This is a genomic window from Singulisphaera sp. GP187 (assembly GCF_900129635.1).
In the GTDB taxonomy this organism is placed as follows: Bacteria; Planctomycetota; Planctomycetia; order Isosphaerales; family Isosphaeraceae; genus Singulisphaera.
In genome coordinates, this window is sequence record NZ_FSRB01000002.1 from 986,435 (window position 1) to 1,004,928 (window position 18,494).

Annotated in this window: 19 protein-coding genes; 7 read left to right on the forward strand and 12 right to left on the reverse strand. The window is 62.0% G+C overall.

Annotated elements, in window-relative coordinates; translation table 11 throughout:
• Positions 1-147 precede the first annotated feature (147 nt).
• The 6 genes from BUS42_RS28380 (at position 148) to BUS42_RS28405 (ending at position 5,429) form a co-directional block, all read left to right on the forward strand.
• Complete coding sequence (locus BUS42_RS28380; RefSeq protein ID WP_143206548.1) at positions 148-432, forward strand: hypothetical protein; 285 nt, start codon at positions 148-150, stop codon at positions 430-432.
• A gap of 38 nt (positions 433-470) precedes the next feature.
• Positions 471-743: a hypothetical protein gene (locus BUS42_RS28385; protein WP_143206549.1), complete on the forward strand. Its 273-nt coding sequence runs from the start codon at positions 471-473 to the stop codon at positions 741-743.
• 27 nt (positions 744-770) lie between these two features.
• Positions 771-1,229, forward strand: a complete 459-nt coding sequence (locus tag BUS42_RS28390; protein ID WP_074312645.1) for a hypothetical protein — start codon at positions 771-773, stop codon at positions 1,227-1,229.
• Between the two features lie 355 nt (positions 1,230-1,584).
• Positions 1,585-2,337: a DUF6891 domain-containing protein gene (locus BUS42_RS28395; RefSeq protein WP_074312647.1), complete on the forward strand. Its 753-nt coding sequence runs from the start codon at positions 1,585-1,587 to the stop codon at positions 2,335-2,337.
• A gap of 532 nt (positions 2,338-2,869) precedes the next feature.
• Positions 2,870-4,819, forward strand: a complete 1,950-nt coding sequence (locus BUS42_RS28400; RefSeq protein ID WP_074312649.1) for a WD40 repeat domain-containing protein — start codon at positions 2,870-2,872, stop codon at positions 4,817-4,819.
• 244 nt (positions 4,820-5,063) lie between these two features.
• Positions 5,064-5,429: a VOC family protein gene (locus tag BUS42_RS28405; RefSeq protein WP_074312651.1), complete on the forward strand. Its 366-nt coding sequence runs from the start codon at positions 5,064-5,066 to the stop codon at positions 5,427-5,429.
• A 218-nt stretch (positions 5,430-5,647) separates the two neighbouring features.
• On the opposite strand, the gene BUS42_RS28410 is transcribed toward BUS42_RS28405, so the two are convergent.
• The 6 genes from BUS42_RS28410 to BUS42_RS28435 form a co-directional block, all read right to left on the reverse strand.
• Positions 5,648-6,847 (reverse strand): putative sensor domain DACNV-containing protein, encoded by a 1,200-nt coding sequence (locus BUS42_RS28410; protein ID WP_074312653.1) that lies wholly within the window; start codon positions 6,845-6,847, stop codon positions 5,648-5,650.
• Between the two features lie 408 nt (positions 6,848-7,255).
• Positions 7,256-8,440: a patatin-like phospholipase family protein gene (locus BUS42_RS28415; RefSeq protein ID WP_074312655.1), complete on the reverse strand. Its 1,185-nt coding sequence runs from the start codon at positions 8,438-8,440 to the stop codon at positions 7,256-7,258.
• A 143-nt stretch (positions 8,441-8,583) separates the two neighbouring features.
• Positions 8,584-9,933: a hypothetical protein gene (locus BUS42_RS28420; protein WP_074312657.1), complete on the reverse strand. Its 1,350-nt coding sequence runs from the start codon at positions 9,931-9,933 to the stop codon at positions 8,584-8,586.
• Between the two features lie 13 nt (positions 9,934-9,946).
• A complete protein-coding gene (locus BUS42_RS28425) occupies positions 9,947-10,531 on the reverse strand; it encodes a redoxin domain-containing protein (protein WP_074312659.1) in 585 nt (194 codons plus the stop codon).
• A 231-nt stretch (positions 10,532-10,762) separates the two neighbouring features.
• On the reverse strand, positions 10,763-11,617 hold the full coding sequence (gene lpxA, locus BUS42_RS28430) for an acyl-ACP--UDP-N-acetylglucosamine O-acyltransferase (protein WP_254053848.1): 855 nt from the start codon (positions 11,615-11,617) through the stop codon (positions 10,763-10,765).
• Between the two features lie 76 nt (positions 11,618-11,693).
• Positions 11,694-12,317, reverse strand: a complete 624-nt coding sequence (locus tag BUS42_RS28435) for a DUF3313 family protein (RefSeq protein WP_074312663.1) — start codon at positions 12,315-12,317, stop codon at positions 11,694-11,696.
• Positions 12,318-12,772: 455 nt separating this feature from the next.
• Here BUS42_RS28435 and BUS42_RS28440 point away from each other — a divergent pair, with 455 nt between their 5' ends.
• Positions 12,773-13,342: a TetR/AcrR family transcriptional regulator gene (locus BUS42_RS28440; RefSeq protein WP_074312665.1), complete on the forward strand. Its 570-nt coding sequence runs from the start codon at positions 12,773-12,775 to the stop codon at positions 13,340-13,342.
• A 615-nt stretch (positions 13,343-13,957) separates the two neighbouring features.
• Here the strand turns inward: BUS42_RS28440 and BUS42_RS28450 are convergent.
• The 6 genes from BUS42_RS28450 to BUS42_RS28475 form a co-directional block, all read right to left on the reverse strand.
• A complete protein-coding gene (locus BUS42_RS28450; protein WP_143206551.1) occupies positions 13,958-14,482 on the reverse strand; it encodes a hypothetical protein in 525 nt (174 codons plus the stop codon).
• A 575-nt stretch (positions 14,483-15,057) separates the two neighbouring features.
• Positions 15,058-16,188 (reverse strand): TlpA family protein disulfide reductase, encoded by a 1,131-nt coding sequence (locus BUS42_RS28455; protein ID WP_074312671.1) that lies wholly within the window; start codon positions 16,186-16,188, stop codon positions 15,058-15,060.
• Positions 16,189-16,249: 61 nt separating this feature from the next.
• On the reverse strand, positions 16,250-17,305 hold the full coding sequence (locus tag BUS42_RS28460) for a DUF1559 domain-containing protein (protein WP_074312673.1): 1,056 nt from the start codon (positions 17,303-17,305) through the stop codon (positions 16,250-16,252).
• Between the two features lie 74 nt (positions 17,306-17,379).
• Positions 17,380-17,607 (reverse strand): hypothetical protein, encoded by a 228-nt coding sequence (locus BUS42_RS28465; RefSeq protein WP_074312675.1) that lies wholly within the window; start codon positions 17,605-17,607, stop codon positions 17,380-17,382.
• Positions 17,604-17,882, reverse strand: a complete 279-nt coding sequence (locus tag BUS42_RS28470; RefSeq protein WP_074312677.1) for a hypothetical protein — start codon at positions 17,880-17,882, stop codon at positions 17,604-17,606. Before BUS42_RS28470 ends, BUS42_RS28465 begins: the two co-directional genes overlap by 4 nt.
• The gene (locus BUS42_RS28475; protein ID WP_074312679.1) at positions 17,879-18,493 is read right to left on the reverse strand and encodes a sigma-70 family RNA polymerase sigma factor; all 615 of its coding nucleotides are present in this window, start codon (positions 18,491-18,493) and stop codon (positions 17,879-17,881) included. The genes BUS42_RS28470 and BUS42_RS28475 overlap by 4 nt, the downstream gene beginning before the upstream one ends.
• Position 18,494: the final 1 nt, after the last annotated feature.

Here is an 18,494-nt window from a genome sequence, read left to right on the forward strand (position 1 = left end):
GACAGACCATTCCTCAACTCGAATCCAATCGGGACGCCGCTCGCCTACCGCGCAAGAGTTGAGGTGCGGCATTGGCGGAGCAGGATCGTACGGATAAAATGATCAGATCAAGTGCATCTCGACGGACTTTGCGGTGGAGATCCCAACTTGCCTGCGATTTCAAAGGCTGAAGCAGCCGAGAAGCTCGCCAAGGTCGTAGAGAAGGCGAAGCCGACCGACCTCGTGGAAATCTTCTCCGAGCTCTTTCCGGAAACGCCCTCGCCGGCCTCCCTGGTTGCGGGCGATCTCGTCAAGCACATCCGAAGCGGTCTTGAGGCGGAAGAGATCGTCGACCTTTGGAGCGTCGTGTTCCCGGAGGACCGCAACGTTTGGTACGACGAAGAAGAAAAAGCGATCCGCTTCAACGAAGAGATGGTCGGGTTTGCCGACTGATTGTGGGCGATGCTCGACCTCACGATTTGGAGCCGACCGTGCCCGCCACCGCCCTCCAGCACTTCCAGGAAGACATCGCACGAGCCAAGGCGATCGTCGGTCATGCGGACCCTCTTCCACGCACGAACGACGCCGAGCAACTGCTCCGCTCCGATTTGTTACGCAGCGTCTGGATGTTCGCGGTCGGGGCTTTGGACGCTTACACCGACATCGTTGCCGCGACGGCGAGTTCAAAGAGCCGGCAGCCCGCGATTGTCCTACCGGAGTGGGTCTACGAGATCAAATTTCCGATCAGAGCGATCCTTGAATAATATGATAATCCAAATTGGCGATGGAGGATGGCGGCCCGTAAGATGATGGAGCGGGAGAACGTCATCAGGTTCTCGGCGATTCAATCGCTCTTCAACAAGTTCTTCCGCAAGGGCCACAAGTTCTTCGGTGATCTCCTTGATGGTTGGATCTCACGGCCGGATGCGAAGATTCGGCTCTTCGGCGTTTCGCGTGCCGATTACCTCGCGATGAACGACCTGGACAAGCACAATGCGAGAAAGAACGCGAACGATCAGCTCGAGGACAGGTTCCGCGCCATCTTCCAGAGGCGGCACGACTGCATCCACAACTGTGATCGGCCGCGGATGTCGCCGCAGCCCCTCGACAAAGGTGGTACCGTTCTGAAGGTCATCCAGGACATCGAGTACCTCGTGAATCGAAGCAACGAGCATATCAATACGGAATTTCGACAGTTCCTTGTCAGCACGGGATGCTCGGCAGTGACGATCGGACAAACTGGTTATTGAACCGCACCTTCGACTCTAATCGCCGATCTTCGCCAGGCCATTGACCGGTCGTAAGCCATTTTACTCTTGAAAGATAGGGCTTATGCCCTGGTAGATGAAGTTCGCCACAACGCTCGTCGCCAGCGACACAAGCATGGGCACCGCAGAAGAGTCATTAGTCAGGCACCCAAAGAAGGCAAGGCGGGGGATCTGAGCGATTCGTCAAGCCTCCTGTCTGGGTGCTCATTTTCGCTGAACTTCCCAAATGTCCCAATTGAAGTGCATGGCTGTTTGTCCGGCTGGTCATGGAGAAGGCCTGAGGTTGCTTTCGTTATTTGCATGGCGCAAATGGCGAGACTGGTCAAGCGCCGATTGCATGAGTGACAACCTTGATCCGGTGGATCGCATGTTGGCGCAGAACGGTCGTCGCGGTGTCGATCAGTCCTGGAGATCAGAGGCGATGAGCGACGAACAGGCGTGGGACGACAAGTCACGAGACGAGCTCCGCGAGCAGCTTCGGTCTGCCATTCTTGGTGAGCTTCGGTTGGCGAAGCTTGGGCATGAGGAAATCCTCCAGAACTGCACTGAGGTTTACATTGAGGATGCTCCTCAATCCGAGAGGGAAGGATTCATCCAGTTCTCTGCGGACGAAATCGAACGAACGGCGACTCAACTTGCATCTGAACGCGCGACATGGTCCGACGAAACCGATTGCGATCGTCTCGACCGCGTCGAAAACGCCTTGCGTGAGCGAGGGATACTCCTCTGGCAAGTCTCTCCCTGCTGCGACACTTGCACAAGAGCCGAACTCTCGGATCGGATTGGCGTCATCAACGAACGTGATCCAGGCTTTCGCGATCGCGCCCGAGGGTATTCTTTCTTTATTGATCAGAACCTGCCCGAAAGTTTAGCCGACAATAGCCATCTGGATGTCTATCTTGCCTACGGTTGGGTCTCGCCAGGCAACTCCGAAGTCGCTCCAGATGTCTATCAGAAGAACGCGATCGTCATCGGTCGTGAAGTTTGTCAATACTTGCGAGACGAGGGCTTTGAGGTCGATTGGAACGGTGATTTGTCCCGCAAGATTGGTATCACGCTGAATTGGCAGCGCCGCACGATGCTTCAATGACGTTCGTGATCCGGCGAGTCATCAGTGCCTCCATCCGATTTTAGTCGTGTGTTGTTATGAATCCCGGAGAATTACGCGGCGGATTATCTCTGTCGCACGGATTTCGTGCTTTGCAGGGAATTCTGACATGAGCTTCACATTTCGGGTAGGTTCCCTGATGCGAAGTTAAATGTGTTTATGTGAAAGAAATCTTGAATTCATCAATAGTGCTGACATTTTGGCAATATCGGGTGTTACATAGTGGATTGAATGAATAGTTTGATGCGGTTGGTGCAGGCTGCGTCAAGAATTAGGGATGCCCCCATTCCGACGCCTCGCTTTGCGTTCGCCCGCGAGATCCGCCCTCGCCTCGAAGCGTTGAAACGAGCCGCCGAAGGATGAGGAACGGACGGAGAGGAGGAGGCGGGAGCCCGCGCGATGCCTCCGAGGGCGGGTGGAAAGCGGCTGGGTTCCCCGCAACTTTACAACGGTGGGCGGTTTGGGCCATGATACTCGCCTTGGTCCTTGAACGACCGTCGCGGAGGGACTGCCCGTGGGAGGCTTCTACAGCTCGATCCAGGTTCGCGGCGAGGACCACGACGCGGTCCGGGGCGTGCTCGAGCGCCTGGCCCGGACGGACAAGGACCGCTACTGGGTCGGCCCGGCCCTCGGCGGTTGGGTCGGGGTCTACCCGAGCCTCCACGTTCAGGACTCAGGCGTTACTCACGACCTCGCACGCTCGCTCCGAGGCGAACTCATCTCGCTTTTTGTCTACGATGACGACATCTTTGCCTACGAATGCTATCGCGATGGCCAATGTGTCGATCGGTACAACTCCCGTCCCGATATGTTCGGTCTCTTGCCCGAATCCGCGCGCGAGCCGTTGCGAGGCCGGCCTGAAATGTTCGAGCACCTGGCGACCGACCCCGAGCGATTCGCGCAGCTCCGGACTCGGCTCGCCGAACAGCAAAGCGGACCCGTGGTGTTCGCCTCCGAGCTCCTCACACTGATCGCCGCGGCGCTTGGTATCGAGAACGTTCAAACTTCTTATGAATACTTGATTAAGGGCGAGAACGACGTCGAAGGTTGGGACAGGTTTGTCCATATCCCCGACCTTCGGACCGAGCAGGCCCGGCATCACGGGATTGACAAGGCCCTTCAAGAGGAGGCCCGGCGCCTCTTGCGCGAAGGACTTCTTCTCGCCGAGCTCGGCGGCCGGCGAAGCCGGGCCATTCCCTCGCCGCACTGGTGTCCGGCGCCCGACGGTGCGGGGTTTCTCGTCGCCTGGGCCCCGGCGGAGTTCACCAGCCTTGAGGCGGTGCCCCTCGAACGATGTGGCCCTCCCTGGTCCGCGGGGCCGATCGCGACCGGGCTGACGATTGACCCGAAGGTCTGGCAACTTGCTCCGAGCCCGTCCGGGCGCTATCTCGCCATCGCATGTACGAATTCCAATCCAAGAGGTGCGGCCTGGGACCTGGTCCACCGGCGCTGCGTGGCTCGGATGCCAGACGGTTACTCGGTGCTTCAGGTCGATTTCTTGCCTGACGAATCGGCCATGGTCTGCGTCGCCTCGTCCCTGGACGAGGGCGTGATCGGGATTGTACCGCTCGGTCCCGGCGAGCCTCGGCTCATCGCGTTTTCGCGACCCAACAAGCGGGTGGCGGTCCACCCGGCCGGGGGAACGCTTGCGGTGCTGGATGGCCGCAACCGTCTCTCGGTGCTCGAACTTACCTCGGGCCAGGTGGATCGGGCTCGCTTTGTCGGTGGGATTCGGCCACCCATCGACCTGGCGTATCTGCTCGGGCCGGACTATCCACGCGACTGGCTTACGTTCGACGCGGAGACGTTTGAAGAGGTGTTGCGGCAAAGGGAAGAGGAGCTCCTCCGGGATCACGAGTCGCAGATCCGGTCTCAGCCCGCCGCGCAAGTGGAATCGTTGATGAAGGAATCGCGTGCCCGGATCGGAGCGGCGGGTAGGCATGCCCGCGTGGCGCTGGCGGAGACTCGATCGCCCGGCTGGCTTGAAGAAAAGGCGTTTTCGAGCGAGTTCGTCGTTCAACTGGCGTTCGACCCCGCGGGAGAACGGCTGTTCGCGGCGACTCTCCTGGGCGTGCGGGTCTATCGTTGGCACGACGTCCTCGCCGCGACCGGCGCGATGCCGCCGCCCGCACTTGCGGTGGACCTCGAGCCCTGGTTCGAGGAGACGCCCGAGGGACCTGTGTCGCGCAACAGTTTCGTGGCGGCTCTCACCCACGACCCTGAACGCGACCGACTGCTCTTCGGCGGCCAGGAGGGGCTGGTCCGCTACCTCGACCTGGCCGACGGCCGTACGGGGGTCCTGGTCGAACCGCCGGGCCGCAAGCCGATCGGCCACCTGGCGCTGTCGCGTGATCGCACGGTCCTGGGCGTCACCTCCGGCCCCGATATCAACGAGGAAGGGCCGACTCGGCGTGCCGCGACGATCCAGTTCTGGGACTACTCCGCCCTTTGCCGCAGGCTGTAGCACGCCTCACTTCCGCATGGCCCACGAGGGGAGTCGTTAGCCAGGCACCTGAAGAAGGCAAGGCGAGGGATCTGGACTATTCGTTAAGCCTCTCGTCCGATCGCCTATTTTTGCTAAACCTCCCAGATATCCCAATTGAAGTGCATGGCTGTTTGTCTGCTGCTTTTGAGCAAGGCGAGCTGTGTAATGGAAAAATGAACTGACACTGATAGTCCCTTTGGGCGGTGTGATCAGGAGGCGACCGATGACGGGACGCGAGCTGATTTTCAGGCCGACGGCGTTAACGATCGCATGTACCGACTTGGATCGGTCCCGGCGTTTCTACAAGGATGTGCTGGGTGCCTCCCCTGACCCCCGCGATGGTTATGGCTGCCCATGGTTTCGGCTCGGGGCCTGGTCCATCACCCTGATGCCGAATGCGGCCGAGAGAAGCCAGTCGTCGTTTCCGGACCATGCCATGACGATTCTTTGGCTGGAGGTTGACGACCTGGGGGCCGCGGAGCGGCTCTTCGCCCGGCATCAGGTCGAGGTGATCCAGCCGTCCGACGGTCAGTTCATGATGATCGCCGACCCGGATGGCCTGATGATCGAGGTATGGCAGGCCGAATGAATTCAATCGAGGGGAGTCGTTTGCCAGGCACCTAAAGAAGGCAAGGCGGAGGATCTGGGCGATTCGTTAAGCCGTCCGTCTGGGTGCCCATCTTTGCCGGACCTCCCAGATGTCTCAATTGAAGTGCATGGCTGTTTGTCTGGGCCTGTTTACGTGGAAATGTGTAAGAATATTGGGGCCGAGTTTGTGGACAGCGAGGTCCTGCGTCCCAGGGCGTCCTAAAGGAAATCCGAAACCGTTCCCCATGCGTCGAGATTCGACAGTCGATAGGCCCGCTCGTCATCGCTGTAGAATGCGGACAAGTCACCGTCTTGCGAGATTACGAATGCGATGGCCCCGGGGACCGCGCGGACAAACTCGGCGGCAGATCGGTGTCGCATTCCGCCGCCGTTTCCTTCATCGAGCAAGTGGCCCGTGACCGCATCGTGAAGGGCCAACGTCGGTATCGCACCGACGATTTTCGCGCCAAAGCCACACAAACTCAGTTCGCTGTCGAAAACGACGGCTCCGTCGGTCGCCGACAACCTCCCGTACATCCGTGCCACGCGCAGGAGGTGTCCCCGTTGCAGCAGCCATTGTTTGCGGCCTTCGGAGACGTTCTCGCCCGCGCGTTGTATCAACGTCACGATCGTCGACTCGAAAGCGCGAAAGAGATTGCCTTTCGCTCGAAACCTCGGTTCCACGCAAGGACAATGACGATGCGGAATGATCAGGAAGGCTCCTCCATCCGGTGAGTTGATGACGTCCGCCATCATCGTCGCCCAGACGTAGAGGAACCCGTCCACGAGCAATTCCGCCGACAGAACAGGGTCGCCCTTGATTGCATCAGGAGGCTGCAGAAATTCCTCGCAGAGCTGTCGCACCAGTCCACGAAAAGGCAGGACCGCTTTGTCGAAGGCGATCAATTCCCTGATCTTGTTTCCCCGCAGATGAAACACGGGGCCGGGCTGGATCGTGGCGCGGAGTTCCCCTGGCCCGTCCACTCGGACCGTCAGCGTCCCTTCCGGGAGGGAGACTTCGGAAATTGCCTCCATGTCGCCTCGGGCCGAATGCTCCTGAAAATCAAGAATCTGGAAGGCCCTGAAGCCTTGCCGTGCATCCCCAACGATCCTGACCGCTGTGTTCGGATCGGAGATGGCCGGAGCGAGGTAACGGATTGCCTCGACGGAATTCATGCTCGGCCAAGGGACGTCGAACTCGACGGTGTGTCCAAATGTTTCATTTCCACAAATAACGCGAAATCGTGGGTATCGGCCTTCATCCGGGATCAGGCTGGCATGAAACAGGAGCTTGATGAGCCGGGAGAGGTCATCAATGCCGGCGACGTCGGGATCGAAATACGGCATGAGTTTCGCCGCCAGCTCCTCCGGCCCCTCGAACGTTTCGTCCGACGTCTCCAATTCCTGCAATGGCTTCATAGTTGATCTCCCGACACGGGCGCAGAAGGAGAATGGGACACTGCTGGTGCTCCCGTTCTGGGAAAGACCAACTTTGGGGGAATCGATTCCCGGAGGTGCATCGACCCATCCCGCCCGCGGCATGCCGAGCCGCAGGCCTTCGCCAACCAGGGGCCGTGTGGCCTTCCATTACCGCTGGTGTTCCCGTTCTGGGAAAGACCAACTTTGGGGGAATCGATTCCCGGAGGTGCATCGACCCATCCCGCCCGCGGCATGCCGAGCCGCAGGCCTTCGCCAACCAGGGGCCGTGCGGTCTTCCATTCGTCGATGACAGTGAAGTTTCAGGACCTGAATCGCCGCCGCCCTTCCCTTCCCTTCCCTTCCCTTCCCTTCCCTTCCCTTCCGGCCGGCCTCGTCTTCGGGATGGGACTATTTCCGTCGCAACCGGCGGAAGAAGCGGGCGAACGGCTCGTCCTCGACCGGCGGCGGTCGGTCAACCGCCTTGAGCTTGGGGCCCCCTCGAGGGACCTGCTCCTCGCCCGGGCTGAACTCGAGGCCGCTGGACGTCCAGTGGCCGCTCCGCCCCATCTCCCGGCCCTTGGCGTAGAGTTCGTGCATCTTCGCGGCATCGAATGCGAGCGGGTTGTCGTCGAGTTGCCATTCCTCCGGGACCGCGGCGACGTGTAACCCCGCCCCGACGTCACGACAGAGCACGTGCAGCTTGAGCAGGTCGTCGTCCTGGCGGCCCGCGAGGAGGCCCAAGAGGGCCTCCTCGGTGACCGCCCTGACCCGTCGCTCGACCGCCTTGCGGGTCGGGGCGAGCTTGCCCGAGAGCACCACGTACACCTCCGCCCGCCCGTGGGTCGGCCCCGCGGCCCCGTTCGGCCCGACTCCGAATACAGAGGCCGGGAGGAAGGCATTGGCCCTGACCGCGCCGTCCACGTGCAGCTCCGTGTGAATCCGGCCGTCGATCTCGACGTCGATGGGCACGGGCGGGAACACCGCCGGGACGGAGCACGAGGCGAGGAGGATGTTGCAGAAGAGCACCCGCCGGCCCGGAGCGGCGCCGGAGGCGATCGCGCCGAGGTCCCAGATGACGCCCGTCTTTGAATCCAGGTCGGTGGTCGCGACGTAGAGCCGGCGCCCCTTGCGGTGCTCCTCGGCCACCCGCCGCAGGAAGTCGGGCGTGACCTCGTCGTCGATCCGCTTGCGGAGCGGGGCCGGGTCGGCGAGCGAGTCGCCCCAGGCGAGAGCCGTCAGCAAGGATCGACGATGAAAGACGTCGCGTTCGCCGGTCGCTATATAGAACTCGCCCAGGCGATCGTCGCAGTCCGGCCCGAGGAAGGCGAAGATCGCGATGAGGGCGCCGGTGCTGACGCCGGTCACCACGTCGAACTGGGGGCGACGCCCCGTCGTGGTCCATCCCTTCAGGATCCCGGCCGCGAAGGCGCCGTTCGCCCCTCCGCCCGACAGCACCAGCGCCGTGCGGGCCGGGACCGGAGGGCGTGACTCCTCCACTGGGACCAGGACGGTGTGCGCGGGCACGTCGGGCGAGGGATGGCGGCGAGCGATGCTGCCGCAACCGGTCGCCAGGACCGCGAAGACCGCGACCATCGATCCGACTCGCCGTCGCAAGGGAGTCTTTCTTGTACTCACGGGTTCGTGCTCGACGGTGGAAACGAAGTGTGCCATCGATTGCCGCCACTCCATCCGCCCGTCCCCGCGACTCCAGCTCGCCGGGCCAGGTTCGGCTTCGCTCACTTGCGACCCACCGCTCGGATGACGCCTAAGGTGCCCCCTCGTTCGCTCACGCCGAGCCTTTCGAAATCCTCTTCTCGCGCGGGCATGACCTGGAGGAAGGCCAGGGACATTTCATCCGTGGTCTGCTCACCCCACCTGACCCGCTTCGGCGGCTGGTTCGGGTTGTGGATGTTGTCGGCCGAATTGTCATGCACCGATTCCATGACGACCCGCGTGCCCGCAACCAGCTTCACGGGGGCGGCGTACTGGTAATAGACCTGCCAGTTGAAATCCCAGTCATCGATCCAAAGCAGCGAGAACGGCTCGCCTTTCGGCGGGTAGGCGGTCAGCTTGAACTCGCGGCCGATGAGGTGCATGTGGGGGAAGCTGCCCACGACCTCGACATCGATCGGCACTCTGAGTTCAGCCCGTGTGCGATACGACCGTTCGCCCGGCGGGATGTCGATCTTGAAATCGATCAGCAAGAGGTCCACCATCGACCTTCGTGGCGGCTGGTCGGTCAGGTAGAACCCGACGCTGGACTGCTCAACCTCGGGCTTGCCGGTCGGGTGGAGGTGGAGGTTGAGGACGAAATCGGCTCCGGGTTCCCACGGCATTGCGATGCCGTCGGGCAGCGGGATGGGGTCGCGGCCGGGGGTCCACGTGGCCAGGCTGCCGGGGAAGAGTTGGCCGGGGGGAGTCCCCGCGCCATCGAATCCCGGGGCTGGGTCGGCCTCATCCTGCTTGCGAGAACGGCCGGTCACGTCGACCGTCAACTGCGCGTGGTGGACCACCCGACGGTTGGAGGGCCGGAACTCCGCGGCCTTGATGAATTTCCCCTTGGGGATCTCGAGTGCGAAGACGAAATTGCGATAGGCATCGCGGCCCTCCGCCGGGACCTCGTAGGCCGCGGGCATCGCTACCACGATATCGGGCTCGCCGAGCTTCCAACCGTCGGTGAACCGAGGAGGGGCCGGCAAATCCTTGCGGTCCCCCTCCGGCTTGCCTTGGGTCACCCAGCGGGCGATGTGCTCAATCTCCTCGGCCGCCAATCGTCGTTCCCCGACGAAGCTTCCGTGCCCCTCGACACTCTTCCAGGGGGGCATGATGTGCTCGGAGATCACGCTCTGGATCATCGTCGCCCGCTTTTTCGCGTCGGCGTAAGTCAGCAACGAGAATGGGGCGACCTGCCCCGGTCGATGACACTCCACACACTGCCGGAAGAGAATCGGAGCGATCTGCTTGTTGAACGTCACCGGCGCCGGATCGGCGGCCGGAGCCACGGGCTGCCCTTGGGCGGCACAGGGGCTGCAACGGGCGAGGAAGACCGCGAAGGCACAGGCGAACCCGACGATAGAGGGTTTCATCGAAGTCTGTCTCCTAGTGGATATCAGGGATGATGCATCCCACGGCCTTGGTATGTGGTTGGGGGACGGGTCGCCCGGCCAAGATTGCGTCCAGGGAGTCGCGGAGGTCGTGCAAGGTGACCTGGGGCCGCCGCTTGCCGAGACCGGCGTAGCGGTTATCGACCCGGCCGAGGTAGAGCAACTCGCCCGCGGGCGAGAGCACGGCTGCTTCCGGGGTGATGGTCGCACCGACCTTCCGCACCCAGGCGTGCCGCTCGTCCCGCACGACCGGAGGCCGAAGCTGATGCTCTCGGGCGTGCTCGCTCGCACCTTCGATGGATAACTGCGGGTCGACCTGGACCAGGAACAAGCGCACGCCGCGTGGCTCGTAATCCGCATGCAGCCGATTGAGCTCCGGTATGTACGAGTCGGAGATGGGGCAATCGGGCACGAGGAAGACGAGTACGACCGCCCGCACCTTGGAGTCATCAAAAGGCCGGTGGGTCGAACCGCCGATGTCCACGAGCCTGCGTTCCCGTGGCCGCAGGTTGCCTCCGACGTTGTCACTGGCCACGCCCTGGCCGCATCCGATTGCGACCGTGACCAAAGCGAGAGCCATGACGATTGTCATCGTTGCCCATAACCCGATTCGGCAGGGATCAAATAGACGTAGTGTCACCAATGGGTAATGTAAATAAACGGGGGGCATCGTGGTTGCTTCACTCCTTTCATCGGGAAACTCTCGGCACCCGGCAACACCACGGCGGGGGACGCCCCCCGGTCGGGCCGTGCTCATCCCTTCGGCTTGTCGGTCTCACGCTTCCTCGTGAAGGGGAAGGAGCCGCTCCGTTCAGTGGGGATCCGGTGTGGCCTCGCAAGGGACGGCCACGCGCGCCTTGCGGAAATTGGCGCCTCGATCACGAGCCCGACCGTTCTTGCCGGCTTGCTGGGCCTCCACGAACGCGATGAGGTGGAGAACCTCGGCGGAGAGTTGCCCGCGTGCTCTGAGAATCTCGACCGTTTGCTGCAAACCCTTCTTGGCCCGATACAACAACCGGTGGGCTTCGCGGAGGGTTTGGATCGTCTCTTCGCAAAAGAAGTCGTTGCGCCGCAGGCCCAGCGTGTTGAGGCTACGGACCCTCGAGGGATAGCCATCGATCCGCATGTATCGTGGGACGTCCTGAGTGACCTTCGACTGGCTGCCGACGAAACTGAATCCACCGACCGTGACCTCGTGGACGACGGCCACTCCATTGGCAATTTCCACATCGCTCTCAACATGGACGTGGCCGCCGAGGACCGTGCGCTCGGCAATCGTGATTCGGTCGCCGAGCTGACAGTCGTGGGCGACGTGTGCGCCGGCCATCAGGACGTTGCGGCTGCCGATGCGGGTTGTGCCATCCTCTTTCTCGGAGCCACGGTGGACGGTCACGCATTGGCGAAGAACGTTGTAGTCGCCGATCTCGACCCGAGTGGGAGTCCCCTTGTAGGAGAGATCTTGAGGGGCGTCCCCGAGTGTTACAAACGGGCCGATCGTGTTGAACTCACCCAAGGTCACGTCACCCATGATGCAGACGTGGGAGATCAGGCGAGTGCCTTGTCCGATCCTGACGTCAGGCCCGATCGTACAAAAAGGGCCGATCTCCACGTGGAATCCCAACTCCGCGCGGGGATCGATACGCGACAGTGAGGTCAGTTTGGTCAAGTTCGGGTTCCCCAATCCTTCGAGGCGGTACACAGCCATTCGCCGTGGGAAATGTCAGGAGGTTCCCATGATCCTGTCAGCGGGCAATGGTTTCCCGGAGTTCCTTGGCGGCCCGTCGCATCGCCTTCCTGGCATGTTTGAGGCGAATGAAGTTCCCGAAGAAGTCAAGCGGGCCGCCGGCGGAGGCGCACGTGATGGCGGCGATTTGCCGGTTGTCTGGGCCGACGACCTCGGCCTCGACACACGCCCCGCCGGTGAACATCGGCAGTGGGACCGGAACGCCGACGACCGTGCCCACGATCCCAGCGACATGGAAGACCGCGTTTGTGTAAGGCCGGGAGAGTCGCGCGACCGTGATGACGCTCCGTACGCGGGCGGTATTCGCGCCGGGCCGCTCGACGACCGGTCGGATGGTGCCGAGTTGATCGCGAAGGGCGATCGAAAGCTCCGCGGTCAATGCGGGGCGACTGCTCGAGTCACGCCCGGCTCTGCTCTGCTCGTCGACCATCCAACCGGCCGGCTCGATGTAAAACGAGTCGATCCGTGCGAGGGCCTCAGGCGTTGCGTTTCGGGAGAGATTCCGTTGCTTGCCAAGGCCGCCATTGATGTGGAAGGAGTCCTTGGTGAGCCCGGCGTAGTCGCTGAGTACGCCGCTCTGCGTGGGTTGATAAGGGTCGAGAGACTTGCAGCCGGAGGACATCGCCGCAAGTCCAGCCAACAGACACGCGGCGACTCGATAGACTTGTGTGGTCCAAAATTGCGGCGCTGACACGAGAGCTGTGTGCACGGGTCCGTCCTTGAGAATCGGCCCAGTCCCTGGGCTCGTGGCCACCAGCCCGGGAGTCGAGCCGGCATGCCGTCCGCAAAACTCGTAATGACTATTTACGCTGTTTCGGTCAGTGGGTCAATATGGCTTCAGCGAGCACCGAGGTGATTTCGCGAGCCAGACGGTTTCCGCCGCACCCGGTGGTGTCATGACGGCGAGGATTCGAGCGGTGGTGCAGAGCATCGCTCGAATGTCCGAAGAGCGAATGCCCCGCACTTCGGCTCTGCTCATTTGGCCAGACGAACTTGTCCCTGCGGCAGAATTGCGGTAGAAATCCGTTGGTGTTCCTCTCCGCGGCACCCCGCTGGTTCTTACAGAGTTGACTGTCAATGGCTGACGAAAGCGTTCTTGCACACAGTGACAAGCGTTCACGGATTATCGTGGCCGCTCAACGACTCTTTCTGCGTCACGGCTTCAAGCGGACTTCCATCGAAGACGTCGCAAACGAGGCGGGGGTTGCCAAAGGCACGGTCTATCTTTACTTGGATTCCAAGGAGGCGCTCCTCTCGGCGGTAGCCGAGCGCTTCTGCGAGGAGACACTCACCGAGGCCAGTGCCGCGCTCGTTGAGCCCCGACCACCAACCGAGCAGTTGGTCGGGTTCCTGGATGCGTACGTCGGCAAGTTCAGCCGCCACATCTCGCAGACGCCGGAAGCGGCCCAGGTCCTAAGATCCCATAAGTCGATTTTGACAGAGGTCGGTAAATCCTTCGATGCTCGGCTCCTGACACTGCTTCAGTCAGCCTTGAAGACATTGGGGATTGAGCGAGAAGACGCGGCCGACATGTTCCTCGCCGCTGCATGGGGGGCCTTCAAGACGGGCGATCCGGCCCCAGAGCCGTATCGGGCACGCTTGGCCGCGATGATCGACATCCTGATCGTGGGCTTGAAACACCCCTAACGCAGATTCAAGCGACCTTTTGTACAAGAGGTTCCGGTCGGTCAAAACCGAACCGTAGGACAACACCGACGCGGTCCTTGACCTCCTGAGCGGTCAGAAGCCGGTCCGGCTCGACGATCGCCCTCTTGCCGTGGCCCCACTTCGGCTCGATCGGGTTGAGCCACGGGCTCTTCACCGGCTGTCGACAGCCGGCCTCCGAACACCCCCTCCTGCTTCACCCGGAGGTTGTGCGCCCGGATCCAGGACCGCACCCGCTGGCTGATGCGCCAGGACGCGTGATCCCAGACCTGCAACAACGCCGTCTTCCCTCGGGACGCCAAGCAGTCGCACACCCGTGCGGAATCAAATCTCGGAGCGAAAATTGACATTTGTTAATAATGTTGTCATTTAAGCGGTGTGGGATATTGGATGGTGTCTCATGGGAATGATTTTGTCCAGCTTGCGCATGCCGCGTCAAGAATTAGGGATGTCCCCATTCCGACCTGCGGGTTCGCCGTGGGACAGTCCGCCACGCCGTCCGAGCCACACGGACAAGCGGCGGCCGTGGCTTCGTGCGCTGCTGGGTAAGGAAATCTGTACGACTCTTGAACATTGTTGCATTGCACGTGATGGGGCCTATTGAATGTACGCTGGGTTCAAAGGTTCGAATGCCTGCCTCGCCGCGTCCTCGTGCCTCTGGATTTCCCACAACGTGTCGATCAGGTGGCAGTTCTCCTGACGAGTGCGCCTCCCGGAAGGATAGATCGGGCCGTGGATGAAACCTTTCCAGATCGCTTCGCGGCGGAGCGTGACGGATCGGCGAGCGAACCAGGCCGACTCGCGGCGTAAGATCGCCCGAGCCTTGGAACTTTTCGGCACGGTTGCCCAGTCGGATGCGCAGCAGGCGAGTCGCGTCGTCCGATCAGCCAGCATGGCATAGAATCGAGACTGCCGTTCGTACGCCGAGTGAACCAAGAGACCAAGGAGGATTGGGATCTCAACCGCCAACCGGACCCGGGACGGGAGTTGAGAGATCAGGAGGGTCGGGATCGCGAGGATCAAGAGGATCCAAACGGTGGAGGCCGGCGGCAGTGCGAGCATGATGCCGAGGATCGCCACTACGACCATCCAAAGACGGATTGTGAACCTCGGGAGTCGCATGCTCGTCTCTTTCGGACGGATGGCGCCGAACGGTTTTTTGGGGGGGACTCCCGAGACATGTGGCTATTGTACCAGCGAAGGCCAGGGTATCGTGCAGGCCACTCGCCCGACCTGGACGGTTTCTGAACTCAACAATCGGCCGCTGGCCGGGTCATGCCGACGGAGTTCCGGGGTAGGGTTGCAGAGGCAGAGATTCAGGCCGCCGCCAGGCTGCCTAGCCTGGCGGCATCATCAAGCGCGTTCTCTCGGAAAGTACAGTCTCTGCCCAACTGCGAGGCCGAATTCTTGGGGTTCAGAGTGGGCGACAAGGGTGGATCGGGTCGAAGGCGAGTACGGTGAGTCGCAAAGCGATCCACGATTGGCACTGTCGTAAGCAGTTATGTATGGGAATTCGCGCGGAGCGAGGATGGCCACGGTGAGTGCACCCGCTCTCCGATCAACCTATCGTCTTGTCAATCGTATCGCGATTTCCTGCGGCTTGCTCCGAAGCCCCCCTGTCAGGTTCAGGGCGATGACGTTCGGCAAGCCGATGGTTGATCTTGAGGGCGGAGCTCAATGCGGTGGACCGGTTCGGCTTACTCCGCCGCCTTCACCTCGATCTCGTCCAGCAGTTTGTTGACTGTCTCTTCCAACGACTCGCCTCTCAGTTCCTTGGCGCGGATGATGCCCTTGGCATCCAGGACGAAGATCGTCGGGTAGTGTGTGACGTCAAGCGCTTCGATGATCTTGCCTTCCGACCCGTTCCACCAGTGGGTCCAGGGCATCTTCTCGGTGGCGAGGAACTCGGTCAGCGTCTCCTTCTGTTCGTCCACGCTGATGCTGACCAGGGCGAACGGCTTGTCCTTCAGGCGGGCGACCATTCCGCGCTCGTGTGGGATCATTTCACGACAAGGTCCGCACCATGTCGCCCAGATGTCGAGGACGACGACCTTGCCCCGGTAGTCGGAGAGTTTGACTTCCTTGCCGTCGAGGGTCTGGCTGGTGAGTTCCGGGGCCGGTTTGCCAATCGAGAGGTCGGGCACGCGGTCACCGAACAATTCGAGGGCGATCTTGCGGTATCCCTCGAGGTCTTTCTTGCCACGCTCGCCTCGTGCCAGGGACCGCTCGACGTAGCTCTTCCCTTCATGCGCCTCGAGATCTTTCCGGACCGACTCGTCGGCCTGGATCCGCTCGGCACGCTGGATCGCCTCCTCGGTGTGACGGATCAGCGTCTTGTACGCCATGATTCGGACCTCGCGATCGGGGTTCCGGGCGATGATCTCGTAGACGAACTTCTCCGATTCCTCATCGGGCGAGATCACGAGTTGTACGATCACACGCTTGATCTTGGGATCGGTCACGTAGGACGAGCGGAGCCTCTGGATCGTGCGGGCTCGCGTGGTCGGATCCTCGAAGCTTCCATTCACGGCACGCTCGAGCGCATCGAAGGCGAGCGGGTCGCCGGGATTCTTCTCGGCGAATTCGAGGAATCGTGCCGCGAATCGCGCCGGGGGCGTTTTCTCGAAGGGAATGTAGAAGCGTTTGCCTTCGGCCGTCGACTTCGCGAACTCCTTTCCCATGACTTCGCGGAATGCCATTTCCGCATCGTCGTACTCCTTCTTCATCGCCTCGAAGTCGGCCGCCGGCTGCGCCGACTTCGGGGTCTGCGCTGGCGCGGTGGTGAGGGTGAGAGACACGAGAAGCACAGTCATCAAGGCATGTTGCATGACGATCGCTCATATTCTCTTTTGAAGGGAAGGGAGGCCCAAGCCTGAACGCGGTGTTCAATCAATACTGATCGGCGCTGAGCACTTCGCCGCCGTTGCGGGTCGAAAGTTTCTGGTAGACGCCGAGCTTCGATCCCGTCGCGAGGGTGAGCCCGTAGTCGGAGCCATTCGACGCCGGGGTCCGGCTCGCTCCGGCCGGCATGCCGTTGACCTGGGGCGAGGGGATGGTCCACGAGTCGATCGAGTCCTTGAGGAAGTGGACCGAGCCATCGCAGAAGGCGGCGTTCACCCCACCGGGATGGAAGCTCATGGCATCGAAGGTCGCCCACTGGGCGAGTGCGTTGTTGCCCGGATCGTTGGCCGGGTCGGAATAGCGCCGGCCCCAGTTGGGCGGAAACCGGGTCTCGAGGCACCAGTCGCTCGGCTGGCCCACGTGCCACTGGTGCAGGTAGCTTTGAGACCCGGTCGTGAAGACGCCGTGCCCGTTCTCGGAATACATGAGCGTGTTGCTCGTGCCGTCGGTCACGGAGGCGATGGTGATCGGTCCCCCTGCGATGATCACGCCGCGCGCGTAGCTGGACAATTGCGGGTCGGTCGTGAGGCCCGACGGCCCCTGGACAGCGCCGAAGGCGTTCCAAGGGCCCACGTTGCCCGAGTAGTGGTTGTGAAACTGCAGGAAATTCGGCGGTCCGTACGGGATGGGGTTCGACTTGAAGGCGGAGGGATCGCTGGGGCAGAAGAGCGTCGAGAAACCGGTGCCGCCAACCGTGTAGTTATCGGGGAAGAAATAGGAGAGCGTGAAGTTCGTCGCGTTGTAGATTGCATTCTGCTCCAGGTAGGGGCAGATGCGGACCAGTGACGAGAATCCGATGCTCGGGAAGTTGAAGAGCATGGCCGGCGGATAGACGCCGTTGGCGGCTTCGTAGCTGCTGGCCGCCAGGGCGATCTGCTTCAGGTTGTTGGTGCACTGGGCACGGCGGGCGGCCTCGCGCGCCGCCTGGACGGCGGGGAGCAAGAGCGCGATCAGGACGGCGATGATCGCGATGACGACCAGGAGCTCGATGAGCGTAAAACCTCGACTTCGACGACTCGGAAGGCGGGGGTTTTCGGAGTGCATGTCCAGATCCTCAAACTCATTGAAATGAGGGATGGATGGTTGAGAGAGGCAGGGACGGTGGGAACTCCGGCCTGTCACTGGGCGCGGGAGGGGATGCTGGCGGTCTTGCCGTTGCCGTTGCCATTGCCGCGTCGGGCGGCCGCCTTCTCCGGAATGACAAACCCGGCCGGCTTCGGGACGTCAATCGACCCGGCGCCTCGGACGGTATCGTCGCCGCCGCACCCGGCTCCGGCGACGAGCGAGACACCGATGCTCAGCCCAAGGATGACGGATCGGCAGAACCGGATGTTGCGATTCTTCATGGGAGTGGATCTTTCCTTATCAGCGAGTGCGATTGGTCTGATCGGGGACCCTCGGGACGCTCGCAAGCCACGATTCGGGCGAGTTCGACCAGGTGATGCATCGTCGGCAGCAAGTCGCGAATCGGCCCGGCGCAGTCGGGGTGCTGGGCGACGTAGGCTTCCGCGTCGAACGCTTCTCCTGCCAGGAGACGACGCGTGATCTCCTCGGTGAGTTCGGCGAGTCGGGAATCTCCGTAGGGGGTCGGGGGAACGCTCGGACCGCCTCGATCGATCATCCTTTCGCCTCCAGCAAGCTCCGCGTGTGGATCAAGGCGCGGAGCAGACGCGCTTTCACCGCCCCTTCGGTGATCCCGAGCGTCTCGGCAATCTCGGCCGCGCCGAGCTGCTCGAGGTAGCGCATCACCAACACCTCGCGATCACGCGACGAGAGGGCGGCCAGCGCCGCCATGACCTGGTCGCGCCGCTCTTTGCGCGAGAGCCGATTGCTCGGGCTTGTGTCGTTTGCCAGGAATCGGCGTGTGAGCGCCCGAGTCGAATCATCGAGCCACCCGCCAATCCGGTCCTCCCGGGTAATGCTCCTGCGCTGCGAGACGATGTGCCGCCGGTGGGTGTCGATCACGCGCTCGCTGGCGAGCTGGCGCAGCCAGCCGAGAAAGGGGAGCGGCCGGTCACGCAGGTATTCGTCCATCCGCGTCGAGGCGTCGGCCAAGGTCTCCTGGACGACGTCTGAGGGATCGACCCGGGAGGCGAGCCGACGATCGAGGCGGAACGCAACCATCCGCCTCAGGTTCTGGCGATAGAGCTCCAGCAGCTCCTGACGAGCGTCAGCGTCTCCTCGGAGGGCTTGGTCGATCAGCTTTTGAACGACCCGGGTTGTCTCGGTCATC